The following is a 16,825-nucleotide window of genomic DNA, read 5'->3' as shown; positions in this document are numbered from 1 at the left end:
GCCACGCACTTTCGTTCAGCGTGCGAAAGCCGGCCGTGCCGGGCACGTCCTGGGTCGGCGGCAGGTCGGCATCGCCTGCGGCCACGCCGCGGCACTGGCGGGCGCGGGACCCTGCCTGCGTCTTCAGAGGTCCGGCAGGCCCATCGCCGGATCGCTGACCGTGTGCTTGCCGGTTTCCACGCGTCCTGCAAAGCGGCGGTAGAAGCTGGTGTCGGCATCGCAGGTCACTTCGAAGTCGTACCAGGCGCCGCTGGCGGCGAGCTCCCAGTGCTGCTCGGCCGAGGTGCCGCCAGCCACGGTCGCGGTCCACGGACCGTCGGTGCGGTAGGCCTTGGGGCGCACGGTGAACTTGCAGGCGCTGCGCCCGCCGTTGAGCATCTGCAGGTAGACGTTTCCGTTGGCGATGTCGTAGCACACGCGCACTTCGGGGTTGGGCGCATCGCCCGCGCGCAGGCTGTTCAGGTCGCCGCGGAAATGGCGATGGAATCCGTTGGGCCCGAGCACCCACAGGTCGTAGAAGCCCGTGTTGTCGAGCATCGCGTTCCAGGTGTCGTCCAGCGTCTTGCCGGCCTCGACCATGAAGCGGCGCGGCAGGCGATCCAGGTTGAGCTTGTCGTACACGTGGAAGACGGCGGCGGCCTTGCCGGTGTTGGCGAACAGCAGCCGCACCTTGCCGCTGGTGGCGTCGTTGCGCGCGCTCACGTGCAGCTCGTAGGGCAGGGCGCGCGAGGGGCGCGTGCCGGTGGCCTGGCGGGGCATTTGCGGGTCGGAAGGCATGGGCACCTGTGCCTGGGCTTCCTGTGCTGCGCGCGCGTCGTTCGCCTGCGTCCTCGTCGTGCGGCCGGCCAGCGTGGGCAGTGCCTCGGTGTTGGGCGTGGCGAAGTTGAAGGCGCTCGTGAGGTCGCCGCACACCGCGCGGCGGAACGCGCTGATGTTGGGCTCCTTGACGCCGAAGCGCGTCTCGATGAAGCGGATCACCGAGGTGTGGTCGAAGGCCTGCGAGTTGACCCAGCCGCCGCGGCTCCAGGGCGAGATGATGTACATCGGCACGCGCACGCCGGGGCCGTACACGCGGCCGTCGGGTGCGGGCTGCTTGATGGTGCCTGGCGGCTTGGGGTGCGTGAAGCGCTCGAAGGCGATGTCGGCCTCGGGCAGCGTCGTCTTGCCCGCGGCCGAGCCGTCGGGGTTGAGCGACGGTGCGGCTGGCGAGGGGTAGTGGTCGAAGTAGCCGTCGTTCTCGTCGAAGTTGATGATCAGCACGGTCTTGCTCCACACCTCGGGCACGGCGGTGAGTGCATCGAGCGTTTCCTGGATGTACCAGCCGCCTTCCACGGGGCTCGACGGGCCGGGGTGCTCCGAGTAGGTGGCGGGTGCGATGACCCATGACACCTGCGGCAGCTTGCCGTTTTTCACGTCGTTGCGGAAGGCGTTCAGGTACTCGTCCACGTTGGCACCGGGCATGGTGTTGGCGATGCCCTTGTACAGCGGGTTGCCGGCATCGTCGCTGGCCGGGTCGTAGGCCGGTACCGGGCCGGTGTTCTTGATCGGCTTGCCCGAGGCCTCGCTGGCCTGGCGGTATTGCTTGAAGCCGGTGAGCGGGTTGTCGCCGAAGTTGTCGCGCATGTTTTCATACACGATCCAGCTGACGCCGGCCGCCTGCAGGCGCTCGGGGAAAGTCTTCCACTCGTAGCCGGTGGTCGACGGCGGCGTGTAGCTGTCGTCCCATTCGTTGGTGACCGAGGCCACGCCCGCGCCCGTGGGACCGTTGGTGCCGGTCCAGAGGAACATGCGGTTCGAGTTGGTGCCGGCGTGCATGCTGCAGTGATAGGCGTCGCACAGCGTGAAGGCGTTGGCCAGCGCGAACTGGTACGGCAGCTCGGCCTGCTCGAGGTAGCCCATGGCCTGGGTGTACGGCGCGGTGCCGGTCTTCTTGTACTTGACCCACTGGTACGAGCGGCCGCCGTCCCAGGCGTTCTGGCCGTCGTTCCAGTCGTGCGGCGTACCGGCCACGCGCTGTGCGTTGCCCTTGGTCTGGTCCAGGTGGTAGGGCAGCACGGACGCGCCCGTTTCGTCGGCCTGCTGCCACACATTGCGCCCGCCCGGCAGCGGAATCGTGAAGCGGTCGCCGAAGCCACGCACGCCCATCAGCGTGCCGAAGTAGTGATCGAACGAGCGGTTCTCCTGCATCAGGATGACGATGTGCTCGACGTCCTTGATGGTGCCGGTCTTGTTGTTCGCAGGAATGGCGAGGGCGCGGCGGATGCTCGGCGGGAAGGCCGAGAGGGCGAGGGCGGCAGCGCCGGTGGTGGCGGTGCCCGTGAGGAATTTGCGGCGTGAATTCATGGTCTTGTCGTTGGAGGTCATGACGTCGCTTGTCACGGGGCGCAGCGCATTTCGGGCTTCACGCCGGTGTCGGGCTGGGGTGGCGGGGGCGTGGTGACCGACGGAAAGCCGGCGAAGCCGCCGCCGTTGTTGTCGCTGCCGCCGCAGCCGGACAGCGTGCAAGCCAGGAGGCAGGCGAACAGGAGTCGCGCGGGCAGTGAGGCTTGAAGAAGCATGAGGTGATCCTCTCTTTGTGATGTCGTGGAGATCGGGGGTGATCAGGGCGCGAGCGCGAAAAGCGGCTGGCCCGACGTGCGCACCGGACAGGCGACAAGACTAGGAAGAACCCGTTACTCGGCAGTGAACGAGCGATGACAGCGAGACGAAACGCGTGTGACAACGCACCACCCGCGCAGGGGTGTGCGATGCGAAGACGAAGGCAATGGGGGCGGCGCGCGCCGTGCGCCGCGGGGCTCAGGGCTCGTTGCTGATGCCGCTGGCCACATGCCCCGCAGGCACATGCCGCGAGGCTGCGTCGACGTGGCCGGTCTGGTCGTCGAAGAAGAAGTCGGGCTCGAACTCGCGCAGGAACTCGCCCTTGGGCAGGCCGCCGAGGAACATCGCTTCGTCGACGCGGATGTTCCACTTCATGAGCGTGCGGATCGCGCGCTCGTGCGCCGGTGCGCTGCGCGCCGTGACCAGCGCGGTGCGGATGCGCATCTGCGCATTGCCCGCCATCTGCAGCCGATGCAGGGCCATCAGCAGCGGCTTGAACGGGCCTTCGGGCAGCGGCAGGTCGGCCTTGCTGAGTTCGTGGGCCTGGAAGGCATCGAGGCCCTCGGCCTGGAACACGCGTTCGGCTTCGTCGCTGAACAGCACCGCGTCGCCGTCGAAGGCGATGCGCACTTCGTTCGGCCAGGCGTCGCTGGCCTTCACCGATTCGACGAGCACGCGCGCGGCCGGAAAGCCCGCGACGAGCGCTTCGCGCACGTCCTGTGCATTGACCGACAGGAACAGGTGCGCGCGCAGCGGACGCAGGTAGCCGAAGGGCGGGCGGCCCTGCGTGAACACGCCGCGCTGCAGCTTGATGTCGGCTGCGGCGCTCGACCTGAAGATGCGCATGCCCGAGACCGGATCGTTGCGCGAAAGAATGACCACCTCGACGCGCTGCACGCCGTCGTCGTTGAAGCGCAGCAGCTTGCGGATCAGCGAGTACGCGATGCCGGGGGCCGCGGGCACGTCGATGCGGTCGAGCTGCAGCTTCATGTAGCCCTCGTTGTCGCCGGCCTCGAAGATGCGGTTTTCTTCTTCGAGGTTGAACAGGGCGCGCGAGGAGATCGCGACCACGAGCTTGTCTTCGAGCGTTACGGGCATGTGAGGGGCTCCCCGTCCGTCGTCACTTGACGAACTGATTGAGCTGGATGATAGGCAGCATCACGGCCAGCACGATGAGCATCACCACGCCGCCCATGGCGACGATGAGCAGCGGCTCGAGGATGGTGGCCAGGTGCATCGCGCGGCGCTGCACTTCGGCGCCGAGCTGGTTGGCGGCGCGCTGCAGCATCACGGGCAGCGTGCCGGTCTGTTCGCCCAGGCGCGCGAACATCGACACCAGCCCCGGGAAGCGCTTCTTCTGCGCCAGCGCCGAGGCCAGCGGTGCGCCTTCGCGCACCAGCACCAGCGCGTCGAGCGCATCGGCCCGCATGGCGCGGTTGCCCAGCGTTTCGGACGCCGCCTGCAGGGCGCGCAAGATGGGCACGCCGGCCGTGGCGAGCATGGCGAGCGTGCTGGCGAAGCGCGCTGCGTTGTAGCCGCGCGCGAGCTTGCCGACCAGCGGCAGCTTGAGCCACGCGGCATCGAACTTGAGGCGGAAGGCTTCCTGCGCCAGCGCAATGCGCGCGCCGATGGCCGCGATCACCACGGCGCCGAGCATCCACCAGCCATAGTTGCGCACGGCCGCGCTCAACGACAGCATCACGGTCGTGAGGAAAGGCAGCGAGCGCTTGGTGCCCGCGAACACCTGCGCCACCTGCGGCACCACGTAGCTCACGAGGAAGATCACGATCACGATCGCCACCAGCGTGACGATGGCGGGGTACAGCGCGGCGCCGATCAGCTTCTGCTGCAGCACCTGGCGCTCTTCGAGGTCGTCGGCGAGGCGTTCGAGCACGAGCCCGAGGTTGCCGCTTTGCTCGCCGGCGCCGATCACGGCGGTGTAGATGGGCGAGAACTCGCGCGGGTGCGCCGACAGCGCGCGCGCGAAGGGCGAGCCCGCGTTGACCTCGGCGCGCAGCGAGGCCACGAGGTTGCGCTGCGGTTCCGATTCGGCCTCGTCGGTGAGCGCCGTGAGCGCGCGTTCCAGCGGCAGGCCGGCCGAGATGAGGCCGGCGAGCTGGCGCGTCCACACGGCGAGGTTCGTCGAGTTGAAGACGCGCTTGCCGCCGCCGAGCCAGCGCGTGAGCGCGTTGCTTCCGGCGCCGCCACCGCCGGCCGCATCGCTGCCGACCGGCTTGACCGACAGCGGGATGAGCGCCTGCGCCCGCAGCAGGCCGCGTGCGGCGCGCGCGGTGTCGGCCTCGAGCACGCCTTCGCGCGACTGGCCGCTGGCATCGATGGCTTCGAAGGAATAGGCGGGCATCGCGGGTCGTTACTCGCGGGTGACGCGCAGCAGTTCAGCGCGCGAGGTGATGCCGGCCTGCACCAGCCGTTCGCCGTCTTCGCGCATCGAGCGCAGGCCGCCGCGTGCGCCAGCTTCGAACAGCGCACTCTCGGCGGCCTTGCCATGGATGAGCGCCTGCACTGCGTCGTCGGCCACGAGCAGTTCGAAGATGCCGGTGCGGCCCTGGTAGCCGGTCTGGCCGCAGGCGTCGCAACCCGCCCCGCTGCAGGCCGTGCAGACCTTGCGCACGAGGCGCTGGGCCAGCACGCCGAGTAGCGACGAGCTCAGCAGGAAGGGCTCCACGCCCATGTCGGTCAGGCGCGTGACGGCGCTCACCGAATCGTTGGTGTGCAGCGTGGCCAGCACGAGGTGGCCGGTGAGCGACGCCTGGATGGCGATCTGCGCGGTTTCGAAGTCGCGGATTTCGCCGATCATGATCACGTCGGGGTCTTGCCGCAGGATGGCGCGCAGGGCCTTGGCGAAGGTGAGTTCGATCTTCGCGTTGATCTGCGTCTGGCCCACGCCCGGCAGCTCGTACTCGATGGGGTCTTCCACCGTCATGATGTTGCTGCGGCTCGCATCGAGACGCGCCAGCGCGGCATACAGCGTGGTGGTCTTGCCCGAACCCGTGGGACCGGTCACGAGGATGATGCCGTGCGGCTGCGCAATGAGCTTTTCGAAGCGCGCCAGCGAGTCGCCCTGCATGCCCACCGATTCGAGCGTGAGCTTCGATTCGCTCTTGTCCAAAAGGCGCAGCACGGCGCGCTCGCCGTGCGCGCTGGGCAGCGTCGACACCCGCACGTCGACCGCGCGCGTGCCGATGCGCAAGGAGATGCGCCCGTCCTGCGGCAGCCGCTTCTCGGAGATGTCGAGGTCGGCCATGATCTTCAGGCGCGAGATCAGCGCGGCATGCAGCGCCCGGTTGGGCTGCACCACTTCGCGCAGCGTGCCGTCGATGCGAAAGCGCACCGACGACGTGCGCTCGTAGGGCTCGATGTGGATGTCGCTGGCGCCGTCGCGCGCGGCCTGCGTGAGCAGCGCGTTCAGCATGCGGATGATGGGTGCGTCGCCGGCGCTGGCCAGCAAATCTTCGACAGCCGGCAGCTCCTGCATCATGCGCGAGAGGTCGGCGTCGTTCTGCACTTCGCTGACCACCGCGGCGGCGCTCGATTCGCCCTGGGCGTAGGCGGCGCTGATGCGCTGGGCAAGCGGGCCGTCGTCGAGCACCTCGAAGGCCTGCACGCCGTACTTGCGGGTCACTTCACCGACCGCGCTGCGCGCCGGGTGGGAAGACATCCACAGCGTGTGGCGGCCGTCGTCCGTGGCTTCGAGCAGCAGTTGCTGGCTGCGTGCGAACGCGTAGGGCAGGGGATAGCGCATGGGTGGCTGGCGTGTGCAGGGCGGGGAGGGCGGGATCAGGGCAGCTCGCGCGAGCTGGTCGGGTCGGCGGTGGGCGGCAGCGCGCCGCGCAGCGGGCTGGGCGCGAGCCGGCGGTTGTCGCTCGCGGGGCGCGGCGGCGGGATGAGTTGCGTGCCTTCCATGCGGGTCTGGCCGCTCTTCTTGCTGTCGTCGCTGTTGCCGTTGAGGCGGTTGATGCGCACCAGCGGTGCCTCGGGCAGCACGGGCGCCGAGTCCACACCGCGCAGCATGATGTTGTCGGTGTTGGGCTGCGTGCGCTGCTGCATGCCGCGGATCTCGTCGTAGCGGTCGTAGGCGAAGGCTTCGGTGGAGGCGCCGTCGCGCATCACGGCGGGGCGCAGGAACATCATGAGGTTGCTCTTGTCGCGCGAGCGCACCTCGTTCTTGAACAGGTTGCCGAACACGGGGATGTCGCCGGCCAGCGGCACTTTCTCGATGCTGTTGCTGTAGTTGTCCGACAGCAGGCCGCCGAGCATCACGAGGCCGCCGTCTTCGACCAGCACGCTCGATTCGATGGAGCGCTTGTTGGTGGTCGGGCCGTTGGGGTCCTTGGCGGTGTTCTGGTCGACCGTGGAGGTCTCCTGGAAGATGGTCATCTTCACGGTGCCGTTCTCGTTGATGGTCGGGCGCACGCGCAGCGTGAGGCCCACGTCCTTGCGCTCCACCGTGGTGAACGGGTTGATGCCGACCGACCCCGAGGTGCTGGCGTACTGGCCGGTCACGAAGGGCACGTTCTGGCCGATGACGATCTTGGCTTCTTCGTTGTCCAGCGTCAGCAGGTTGGGCGTGGAGAGCACGTTGGCGTCGCCGTCGCTGTTGAAGAAGTTGGCGATGGCGCCCAGGATGTACTGGCCGCCGATCTTGCCGGCGATGCCCAGGTTCAGGCCGGTGGAGGGCCGCACGCCGGCCACGTCGCGCGTGGCCAGTGCCTGTGTGAGTGCCAGGATGTTGGCGCTGGCGAGGCTGGAGTTGGTGCCGATGACCGCGTTGTTGCCCAGCGCGCTCTGCCACTGCACGCCGAAGTTGGCGGCCTTCTTGGCGCTGACTTCGACGATGAGCGCTTCGATCATCACCTGCGCGCGGCGGCCGTCGAGCTTGTCGATCACGGCGCGCATCTGGCGGTACTGCGGTTCGGGCGCGGTGATGATCAGCGAATTGGTGCTCGGGTCGGCCTGGATCTGGCCGCCGGTGGAGGGCTGGTTGGCGTTGTTCAGCGGCGCGTTGGCCGCGGCCGAGCCGCCGCCCTGGTTGTTGCCGCCGAAGCTGGCCTGCATCTGCTGCGGCATGCTGGCCGGCGGCGCCGACGAGCCCGCGCTGCCCGCGGCACCGGGCGCACCCGGCACCTGCGACTGCTGCTGGCTCGCAGCCATGGCGGCGCGCAGCGTGGCCGCGAGGCGCACCGCGTCGGCGTTCTTCAGGTAGACCACGTAGATGTTGCCGGCCGCGCCGTTGCTGCTTTCTGCGGGCGGGCGGTCGAGCTTCTCGACCAGCGTGCGCACGAGCTGCACGCGCGCGGGGTTGGCGGCGCGAAGGATCAGCGAGTTGCTGCGCGGATCGGCCATCAGCGTGGTGCGGAACGAGGCGTCGGCCCCGCCCGGCGTGGCAGCACCCGGCGTGCTCGGTCCGCCGCCGTCGACCAGCCGCGTGACCAGCGGCACCATGTCGGTGGCGACCGAGTGCTTGAGCTGGATCACCTCGATGTCGGACGCGTTGGGCACGTCGAGCGACGCGATGATGCGCGCCAGCCGGCGCAAGTTGTCGGCGTAGTCGGTGATCACGAGCGAGTTGTTGCCCGGGTTCACGTTGATGGTGTTGTTCGGCGGAATCAGCGGGCGCAGCACCGGCAGCAGGCTGTTGGCCGACTCGTAGTTCAGGCGAAAGATCTGCGTGACGATCTGGTTGCCCGCGGCCGAGCTGGCGCCGCTGATGGAGGTGTTGACGGTGCTGGTCTGCAGCTTGGCGTCGGCCTCTGGCACCACCTTGAACAGGCCGTCGGCCTCCACCACCGCAAAGCCCTGCAGGCGCAGCGCGGCGGCGAACTGGTTGAACGCGGCAGCCGGCGCCAGCGGGCGGTCAGTGACGAGGTTCATGGTGCCCTTGACGCGCGGATCGACCACCACGTCGCGCCCGGTCACGACCGCCATGGTGCGCGCCACGGCCTCGATGTCGGCGGCGGCAAAGTTGAGCGTGATCGGTTCGCCGCGCCGCGGGGCGTCGCCGGCCTGTGCGTAGGCGGCCGGCAACACGGGCACGAACGACGCCGCGATCAGCAGGCGTACCGCGAGCGCGATGAGGCCGGGGCGGGCGCCGGACGAGGACAGAGGCTTCTTCATGGTCGGATCAACCCAGGGTGATGATCGAGCGCGCACCGTCGCGCCGCCCGATGATGTTCAACAAATTGGAAAGTGCGTCTTCGCGGCCCGGTGCCGCGCTGGCTTCGCCGTTGAAGCGCAACGCGGTGCCGCTCCAGTTGCCGCTGCCGTTCAGTTCGAGGCTGCCTTCGCGCGTGCTCAGCAGCAGCGTGGAACGCGTGCCGCCTTCGAGCGAGAGGCGGTAGCTGCCCATCGGTCGCAGGGTCGACAGGGCGGACGAGACATCGGTGGCGTCGAGCGTGGCCTGGCCTTCGATGCGCAGCGCGGGGCCGTCCCACTGCATGGCGAAGGCGCGCGTGGTGAGGTCGAGCGCGCCTTCGAGCTTGAGCGTGTTCCAGGGCGCGCCCAGGCCGGTGAGCAGCGTGGCGGGCCAGCGCGAGCGGGCGTCCTGCCATGTGAGCAGCAGGCCGTCGGCCCGCGGGCTGGCTTGCAAGCCGAGCGGCTGCGCCGCGCAGCAGGAAAGGTCGAGGCGCGCCGACAGGCCACGCCAGTTCGGCCACATGCGCCAGTTCAGAAGGCCCGGCAACGAGACGGCCTGCGTGCCGCCCGCGCCGCTGGCGAACACGACGGCGGCGGTGCCGTTCCAGACCGTGCCGCGCGGGTTGACCAGCAACAGGCGGCCCTGCGTCCATCCTGAGAGCGCCGAGGCCAGCCAGCGCGCCGGCGCGAACAGCATGACCGCGACCAGCACACCGGTGACGGCGCCGAGCACGGCCCAGCGCCAGCTGCCGCGACGCGGCTGAAGATCGAGGTTCGGGGGGCGTCTCGCCATGCCGTGCAGTGCGTGGCGGTGCTTCAGCGTGGGGCGGGCAGCGCCATCACGAGCGTGCCGTCCCAGCGGGGGGGCGCAGGTTGGTCGGGCGTGGCGGGCGTTGGCTTGGCGCCCGGCGGCGGTGGTGCGACGGGCGCACGCGTCAGGTGCACCTCGCGCGGCACGGCGTGGGCATTGCCGCGCGCCTGTGCAAGCCATTGCGCCAGGTTTTGGGCGGGTGCGCCGCGCAGCGTGACCGTGGCGGCACCGTCGCCGCCGGCGGTCATGAGCTGGGCGTTCGTGACGCCGAGACCGTCGCGCACCGAGCTTTCGAGTGCGCGCAGTGCATCGTCGCGCGCCAGGCGCGGTTGCGACTGCAGCGCCTTCGCGCGGTTCTGCAAGGTGGCCATCTGCTGGAGCTGGGCGTCGAGCCGTGCGTGTTCGGCCGGTGCCGCGGCCAGCGTGCGCAGCGCGGGGGCGAGCGCAATCCACCAGAGCAAGGCCAGTGCCACCAGCGCGACAGCGCCGATGACCATGCGGCGCTCGCGCATCCCGAGAACGGCCCAGCGGGCCTTGAGTTGTTCGCTGAAGTTCATCGGTTGGCCTCGGCCTGCACCAGCAGCAGATCGCCTTCGGTGCGCACCTGGTAGCCGCGCGGCGACAGCACGCTGGTGATCTGCGTGACCTCCTGCGGCTGCAGCCCGAGGCCGCGCAGGCGCAGCTGGCCCGCACTGAAATCGATGGCGCTCGGGGAGCGGCCTGACGGCAGGGCGCCGGCAATGGCCCCGACCATGGGTTCGAAATCGCTCGGGGCCACGTCGCCCACGGCCTGTTGCAGCGCGGCGACCTCGCGGCCCATCTGCAGCGGCGCGTCGACCACGATCTTCACCGACGGAAAGGTCTGCGTGAGGATGGCGCGCGTGGCCTGGCGCTTGGACTCGAGCGCGTTGCGCTCCTTCCAGGCCCAGGCGTTCAGGCCGATGAGCTGCGTCAGCAGCAGCGCCACGATGCCCCAGCGCGCGGCGCGCCATTCGGGGGCGAAGCGCAGGGTCTGCAGCACCGACGCGAACTTCTTGCCGGCGCGCGCGCGGCCCGTCACGGCGAGGTCGAACTGCGCGAGCTCCCAGGGCGTGCGCGTGGCGTGCAGCCAGCGCTGCGGCGCCTGCACGATCGGCACGCGGCGCTGCAGCAGGTGCTCGGCCGCCTCGGCCACGGCGGGCTCGGTGCCGATCACGGCGGTGTCCAGCGGCAGGCTGTTCGACAGGGCCAGGCCCGCACCGGCCAGCGGCAGCGAGACCACGCCGTCGTTGTCGCAGACCGTGAGCTGCGGCGCCTCGGCCTCGCCCGTGACCTGCAGTAGCGGCGGTGCATCGGCCGGTTGCGGCGTGAATTCGGGAACGATGCGCACGACGCGCCGGCCCGCGGCTTCGAGCCCTTGGACGACGCTGCGCAGCCAGATGCGGTTGCAGGCCGCGACCCACACGGGCTCGCCGGCCCTGGCGTCGGGTGCGAGCGCGAAGTGCAGGGTTTCGGGCTCGTCGAGCAGGTGCTCTTCAAGGAGCCCGTCGAGCACGGCGCGCAGCTTCGAGGTGCTGCCCATGCTGCCCTTGGGCAAGGTGACGCGGTGCCAGGAGAGCGCCGCGGACGGAATGCCGAGCGTGACTTCGGAGCCCGACGGCAGCAGCGTCAGCAGCGCACGGCCCTGGTCACGCAAGGCGATGCCGTCCTCACCGGCCTGGGCCCAGTCGTACTCGCCTCCGGCATCGGCCGGAGGGAGGGGGGCAATGAGCAGCAGCGGGGTCATGTCGGGAGGTATCGGAAAGCCGGTGATTGTAGGAGGGTGACTTACAAGTTGTTGCTATTGTTTGGATAGCATACCTTGCAGAAACTACGTGCGTTTGACGGTGTTTTGATCAGAAAAAAGGACCAGAGGATCAGGGTTTTGCCGGGGGCGTGGTAGCGCCCGCGCCACGGATGCGCCAGACCGTGGTCACGGCCAGGCCCTTGCGAAAGAGCAGCGAGTGCTCTTCGACCCAGGTGCGATCGAGCCGCAGCCGGCCGTACACCTCGAAATACTGGGTGCCCACGCCGTGCTGGGCCGCGTTGAAACGCGAGCCGCCGCTGGGCAGGCCTGCGTTCGCTTCCTCGATGTTCTTGAAGAAGGAGCGGGTGCGTCGCTCCACCAGCTGGCGCGCGCTGGCGATGCCCAGCGACTCGACGCTCGCGCTGATGGCCTCGGCACTGGCCGTGTTGAGGTTGAGCGTGGTGCGCTGGGGCAGGATCGTCACGTACGGCTCGAGCGCGACGGCGGTGGCGGGCGAAAGGCCGAGCCACACGAGTTGCGAGACTTCCTGCGGCATCAGCGGTGCGGCGCCGGTGTCGGCGCTGGCAGCGCCACCGCCGCTGGCACCACCGGCGGTGGCGGCGTCGGTGGTGCCGGTGTGGAGCGCGCTCGCGAGCTGCGCGGTCATCTGGCTGAGCTCGCCCGCCGGCAGGCCCAGCAGGTTGAAAAGGCGCGTGAAGGTGGCGACGCTGGCGGGCACCGGCTTGCCGGCGTCGATCAGCGACAGCACGTTGAGCTTGGACTGCGCATCGACGATGCGACCCGACAGAAACGCGTCGGGCAGGCCTTCGAGGTTGTCGCTCGCCACGTTCTTCTCGGCTGAAAGAAAGCTGGTGAGGCGGGCCTCTTCGAGTGGCACGGCCCATGGCTCGCCGAGGTGGTCGGGTCCGCCGGCGCGGCCGTCTTCACCGAGGATCAGTCGCGACCAGTCGAGCGCGCCGATGAGTACCCAGGCCGCCTGCACCCGCGCGCGCTCGGCGCCTTCGACCTCTGCGGAGCGCCACTGCTGCCAGAGTGCGGCGGCGGAAAACGTGGCGACCAGCATCACGGTCAGCATCGCGGCGAGCAGCGCGGCGCCGGACTGGCGGCGTGCGCGTGTCATGCGATGTGATCGTTGCGGGGTCATGAGCGCGGCCCCCCCAGCGTCGGCCGGACCCAGTCGCGCGTGAGCGTGCCCGAAAGCCCGTCGCCGGGCGGCAGGGTCAGCACCAGCCGCACGCCGTCGGGCAGGGCGACGAGTGCGCCGGCCGGGTTGGACGGGCTCGCTGCCGCCGCCGGCAGCGGCTCCGCTGGCACCCAGGCGTTGTTGCGGAAGTACGCGAGCTGCCAGCTGTTGACGGGGATCAGCGCGACATCGGAGGCGCCGCCCGTGGGCGCGGCGCCGTCCTGCGCCCAGGCGGCCGCGAGGTTCCAGGCCTGCACCCATTCGCCGCGCGTGGCGAAGGGCGCTGATTGCCAGCGGCGCCAGCGCGTGCCGTCTGCGCCGGGGCGCAACGCCCAGGCGACGACCTGCACGGCCGGCATGCTGCTGTCGCTGCTGCGGCGCGTCATGCGCAGCACGCGGCCGTCCCAGTCGATCGGGCGGGTCTGCGCGAGCAGGGTGATGGCCTCGAGGTCGGCGCTCCATTGCGCGAGCGTGGCCTGCAGCGTGAGCACCGCGTCGGCGCGCAGCTGATTCTGCGTGGTGGCGCGTGACATGTTGTCCAGGCCGCGCCAGCTCACGAGCGCGAGCAGCGCCATCACGGCGATGGCGACCAGCAGCTCGATGAGCGTGAAGCCGCGCACGCGCGAAGGCTTGCGGATGGACCCCATCAGACGCGCCCCACCACGGTCGAGACGCGAAGCAGCGGCGCGCTGCCTTCGTCGCGCACCTGCACATCGACGCGCCGGAAGTTCGGGTTGAGCGTGGGCACCGTCGTGGTCGTCACGAGGAAGGTGAGGCCGGCCTGCAGGCAGATCGAGCCCGAGTCGCCGATGGCCGGCATCTGCCGCGACAGGCGCGCCTTGGCGAGTTCGTTTTCGGCGCACAGGCCAGCCAGCACGAGGTCGGACTGGCGCTGCGCATTGCGCGTGAGCGACATCGTGGCCTGCGAGCCGGCCGCGAGCGCCAGCGCGACGATGCCCAGCGCGATCAGCACCTCGATCAGCGTGAAGCCGCGGCTGAAGCCGGCGCGCCGCAGCCGCTGTTTCATGGCACGGCGAACACGGTGAACGGCCGCAGCCCGTCGGTGGCGACGCGCAGCATGCGCGCGGGCGGGCCTTCGCTGTGCAGCATGACCTGCTGCGCCGGAATGATGGGATCGGGCCCGAGCTGCAGCGCTGCCACCGGCGTGCCGCTGGCCAGCACGGGCTGGGCCGTGATGCCCGCATGGGTCCAGCCGGTGGGCAGGGCGTCGGTCGGCAGCCCGTCGAAGACGAAGCCGCCGCCTTCGACGAGGCGCCAGCGCACCATGACGCCGCTGGCGCGCGACTGGGCGCGGGCCGATTCGAGCAGGGCGGCGAGGCGGTCGGCCTCGCGGTCGAGCGCGGCGGCGTTGGTGTCGCGCATCGCGAAGCTGACGCTGGCGGTCGCGATGGCGATGATCGCGATCACCACGATCAGCTCCAGCAAGGTGAAGCCGCGCGCCGCGCGAAGGAGGGGCTGCACGACGCGGCCGAGGGCGATGCGCTTACTGCCAGCTGCCGATGTCGGCATTCTTGCCTTCGCCGCCGCTTTGTCCGTCGGCGCCGAAGGAGAGCACGTCGATTTCGCCCTTGATGCCAGGGTTCATGTACTGGTACGGATGGCCCCACGGGTCGTTGGGCAGCTTCTCGACGTAGGGCTTCCAGTTGGGCGCGGCCGGGCCCGCGGTGGGGCGGGTCAGCAACGACTGCAGGCCCTGCTCGGCGGTCGGGTAGCGCTGGTTGTCGAGGCGGTAGAGCTTGAGCGCCTGCATCAGGTTGTTGATGTCCGTGCGGGCGGCGGTGACGCGGGCGTCGTCGGCGCGCTCGATCACGTTCGGCACGATCAGGGCCGCGAGCACGCCGATGATGACAAGCACCACCATGAGTTCGATCAGCGTGAAGCCGCGCTGGGCGGTGCGGGAGACGGAACGAAGGAGTTTGTTCATAGCTTGCGGGGACATGAGGCAGTAAGCGCGCTGCATGATAATCCGCGGCCATGACAAGTCCTTACTCCGCAGCCCGCTGGCATGCCCCACTTGCAACGACGGGGCTTTGGGCGTTGGCCGCAGGCGCCGCGGTGTTCTGGGCGCTGCGGCTGGCGTCGCCGGCCGACGCGGTGGCGGCTGCGGCCACGATGCCGCGCGCACCGGTCGCGGCCGATGCCGAGGCGGTGGCCCGGTTGCTCGGCGTGGTCACGGTGACGTCGAACGCGCCGGTGGCGCCGGAGGCTGCGAGCCGCTTCGCGCTGTCGGGCGTGGTGGCGGACCCGTCGAACCAGGGCGCGGCGCTGATTTCGATCGACGGCAAGCCGCCGCGGCCGTTCCGTGTTGGATCAAAGGTCGGCGAGAGCTATGTGCTGCAGTCGGTGGGGGTGCGCGCGGCGACGCTCGGTGCCCAGCGCGACGGGCCCGCGGCATTCACGCTGCAACTGCCGGTGCGTGCGCCGCTGAGCATGGGGCTTCCAACGCCGCCTGCCGGCCTGCCCGTGGTGTCGTCACCTGCGCCGGCCGGGCCGTTGCCGGCCACGATGCCGACGGTGGCGATGCCGCCGCCGCAGCAGCAACCTGCCGCCACGGCGGGTGCCGCGATGGAGCCGCCGCCGCAGGCGCAGCAGGCTCCCGCGCAGTAGACCGCCGCAACAGCGCGGCGGTTCACTTCTTCCTCTCTTCTTCTCAGGCCTGAAGGAACAGGCGGTAGGCCGGGTTGGCCGTTTCCTCGACGTACGGATAGCCCAGCGTTTCGAGGAAATCGTCGAAGGCAGCCGACTCTTCGGCCGGCACCTGCAGGCCCACGAGGATGCGCCCGTAGTCGGCGCCCTGGTTGCGGTAGTGGAACAGGCTGATGTTCCAGTTCGGCCGCATCAGGCTCAGGAACTTGAGCAAGGCACCGGGACGCTCGGGGAACACGAAGCGCAGCAGGCGTTCGTCGTGCGCCAGCCCCGTGCGCCCGCCCACCAGGTGGCGCAGATGCTCCTTGGCGAGTTCATCGTGCGTGAGGTCGAGCGCGTCGAAGCCGTGCTCGATGAAGACCTTCGCGATGGTGGCCGACTCGCCGCGCGCCGAGGTCGTGAGGCCGACGAACACGTGGGCCTTGGCGGCATCGCTGATGCGGTAGTTGAACTCCGTCACGTTGCGCGGTGCGCCGCTGGCGGGCAACTCGCTGATGAGTTCGCAGAAACGGCGGAAGCTGCCGCGCTCTTCGGGGATGGTCACGGCGAACAGCGCCTCGCGTTCTTCACCGACCTCTGCCCGCTCGGCCACGAAGCGCAACCGATCGAAATTCATGTTCGCGCCGCACAGGATCGCCGCGTAGGTTTCGCCCTGGCGACCGTGCTCGGCCGCGTACTGCTTGATCGCCGCCACGGCCAGCGCGCCAGCCGGCTCGACGATGCTGCGCGTGTCGACGAACACGTCCTTGATGGCAGCGCACACGGCATCGGTGTCGACCGTGATGTAGCTGTCGACCAGGTTTTGCGCGATGCGGAAGGTTTCCTCGCCGACCAGCTTGACGGCCGTGCCATCGGAGAACAGGCCGACGTCAGGGAGGTTCACGCGCTGGTGCGCGGCGACCGATTGCATCATCGCGTCGGAGTCGTTCATCTGAACGCCGATCACCTTGATCTCGGGCCGCACGGCCTTGATGTAGTTGGCCACGCCGGAGATGAGGCCGCCGCCGCCGATCGCCACGAACACTGCGTCTAGCGGGCCCTGATGCTGGCGCAGGATTTCCATCGCAATGGTGCCCTGGCCCGCGATGACATCGGGGTCGTCGAACGGGTGGACGAAGGTCAGGCTCTGTTGTGCCTGCAATTCGAGCGCGTGCAGGTAGGCGTCGGAATAGCTGTCGCCATGCAGCACGATCTCGCCGCCGAAACCACGCACCGCATCGATCTTCAATTGCGGCGTGGTCACGGGCATCACGATCACTGCACGCGTGCCGAGCTTGCGCGCGCCGAGCGCAACGCCTTGTGCGTGATTGCCGGCCGATGCGCAAATCACACCGCTCGCCAATTGCGCTTTGCTGAGGTGCGCCATCTTGTTATAGGCGCCGCGCAGTTTGAAACTGAAGACGGGCTGTTGATCCTCGCGCTTGAGCAAGACGGTATTGCCGAGCCGCTCGCTGAGCGCACGCGCCTTCTCCAGCGCGGACTCGACGGCCACGTCGTAGACCCGCGCATTGAGGATTTTTCTGAGATAGTCGGCGGGCGTTAACGCCGCGGTAACGGGTGCATTGCGCAAGATCTTATCCAGGGAGTTTTCATTTGCTAACCATCAATCATAAGAGGCATCGGTATT

16 protein-coding genes are annotated in these 16,825 nt (G+C 69.4%); 1 reads left to right on the top strand and 15 read right to left on the bottom strand.

Going from position 1 to position 16,825, the window contains the following annotated elements; genetic code table 11:
• Nucleotides 1-123: 123 nt before the first annotated feature.
• From ASD34_RS04100 to gspG, 14 genes are all read right to left on the bottom strand, one after another.
• Nucleotides 124-2,343 (bottom strand): phosphocholine-specific phospholipase C, encoded by a 2,220-nt coding sequence (locus ASD34_RS04100; RefSeq protein ID WP_056573272.1) that lies wholly within the window; start codon nt 2,341-2,343, stop codon nt 124-126.
• A gap of 32 nt (nt 2,344-2,375) precedes the next feature.
• On the bottom strand, nt 2,376-2,558 hold the full coding sequence (locus ASD34_RS04095; protein ID WP_056573053.1) for a hypothetical protein: 183 nt from the start codon (nt 2,556-2,558) through the stop codon (nt 2,376-2,378).
• 238 nt (nt 2,559-2,796) lie between these two features.
• Complete coding sequence (locus ASD34_RS04090; protein ID WP_056573049.1) at nt 2,797-3,696, bottom strand: 5'-nucleotidase; 900 nt, start codon at nt 3,694-3,696, stop codon at nt 2,797-2,799.
• A 22-nt stretch (nt 3,697-3,718) separates the two neighbouring features.
• A complete protein-coding gene (gene gspF / locus ASD34_RS04085; RefSeq protein WP_056573047.1) occupies nt 3,719-4,960 on the bottom strand; it encodes a type II secretion system inner membrane protein GspF in 1,242 nt (413 codons plus the stop codon).
• A 9-nt stretch (nt 4,961-4,969) separates the two neighbouring features.
• Nucleotides 4,970-6,361, bottom strand: coding sequence for a GspE/PulE family protein (locus ASD34_RS04080; RefSeq protein ID WP_056573044.1), 1,392 nt, complete (start codon nt 6,359-6,361; stop codon nt 4,970-4,972).
• A 35-nt stretch (nt 6,362-6,396) separates the two neighbouring features.
• Entirely contained in the window at nt 6,397-8,733 is a 2,337-nt protein-coding gene (gene gspD / locus ASD34_RS04075; protein ID WP_056573041.1) for a type II secretion system secretin GspD, read from the bottom strand.
• A 7-nt stretch (nt 8,734-8,740) separates the two neighbouring features.
• Entirely contained in the window at nt 8,741-9,544 is an 804-nt protein-coding gene (gspN, locus tag ASD34_RS04070) for a type II secretion system protein N (protein WP_056573039.1), read from the bottom strand.
• 23 nt (nt 9,545-9,567) lie between these two features.
• A complete protein-coding gene (gene gspM, locus ASD34_RS04065; RefSeq protein ID WP_056573036.1) occupies nt 9,568-10,119 on the bottom strand; it encodes a type II secretion system protein GspM in 552 nt (183 codons plus the stop codon).
• Nucleotides 10,116-11,327, bottom strand: coding sequence for a type II secretion system protein GspL (gspL, locus tag ASD34_RS04060; RefSeq protein ID WP_056573033.1), 1,212 nt, complete (start codon nt 11,325-11,327; stop codon nt 10,116-10,118). The genes gspM and gspL overlap by 4 nt, the downstream gene beginning before the upstream one ends.
• Nucleotides 11,328-11,457: 130 nt before the next feature.
• Complete coding sequence (gene gspK, locus ASD34_RS04055; protein ID WP_157609620.1) at nt 11,458-12,468, bottom strand: type II secretion system minor pseudopilin GspK; 1,011 nt, start codon at nt 12,466-12,468, stop codon at nt 11,458-11,460.
• A 20-nt stretch (nt 12,469-12,488) separates the two neighbouring features.
• Nucleotides 12,489-13,178: a type II secretion system protein J gene (locus ASD34_RS04050; RefSeq protein WP_056573029.1), complete on the bottom strand. Its 690-nt coding sequence runs from the start codon at nt 13,176-13,178 to the stop codon at nt 12,489-12,491.
• Nucleotides 13,178-13,558, bottom strand: coding sequence for a type II secretion system minor pseudopilin GspI (gene gspI, locus ASD34_RS04045; RefSeq protein ID WP_056573026.1), 381 nt, complete (start codon nt 13,556-13,558; stop codon nt 13,178-13,180). Before gspI ends, ASD34_RS04050 begins: the two co-directional genes overlap by 1 nt.
• Complete coding sequence (locus ASD34_RS04040) at nt 13,555-14,061, bottom strand: prepilin-type N-terminal cleavage/methylation domain-containing protein (protein WP_056573024.1); 507 nt, start codon at nt 14,059-14,061, stop codon at nt 13,555-13,557. Before ASD34_RS04040 ends, gspI begins: the two co-directional genes overlap by 4 nt.
• The gene (gspG, locus tag ASD34_RS04035) at nt 14,036-14,476 is read right to left on the bottom strand and encodes a type II secretion system major pseudopilin GspG (protein WP_056573020.1); all 441 of its coding nucleotides are present in this window, start codon (nt 14,474-14,476) and stop codon (nt 14,036-14,038) included. Before gspG ends, ASD34_RS04040 begins: the two co-directional genes overlap by 26 nt.
• A gap of 113 nt (nt 14,477-14,589) precedes the next feature.
• Here gspG and ASD34_RS04030 point away from each other — a divergent pair, with 113 nt between their 5' ends.
• Nucleotides 14,590-15,159 carry a type II secretion system protein N gene (locus ASD34_RS04030; RefSeq protein WP_235509965.1) on the top strand — a complete coding sequence of 190 codons (570 nt, stop codon included), beginning with the start codon at nt 14,590-14,592 and terminating at the stop codon, nt 15,157-15,159.
• A gap of 43 nt (nt 15,160-15,202) precedes the next feature.
• Here ASD34_RS04030 and ilvA read toward each other — a convergent pair whose 3' ends face one another.
• Nucleotides 15,203-16,768 (bottom strand): threonine ammonia-lyase, biosynthetic, encoded by a 1,566-nt coding sequence (gene ilvA, locus ASD34_RS04025; protein ID WP_235509964.1) that lies wholly within the window; start codon nt 16,766-16,768, stop codon nt 15,203-15,205.
• Nucleotides 16,769-16,825: the final 57 nt, after the last annotated feature.

The sequence above is a fragment of the Variovorax sp. Root473 genome (assembly GCF_001426505.1).
Classification (GTDB): Bacteria; Pseudomonadota; Gammaproteobacteria; order Burkholderiales; family Burkholderiaceae_C; genus Variovorax.
Note: the sequence above shows the minus strand (reverse complement) of the source record. Positions and strands in the feature narration are given on the sequence as shown.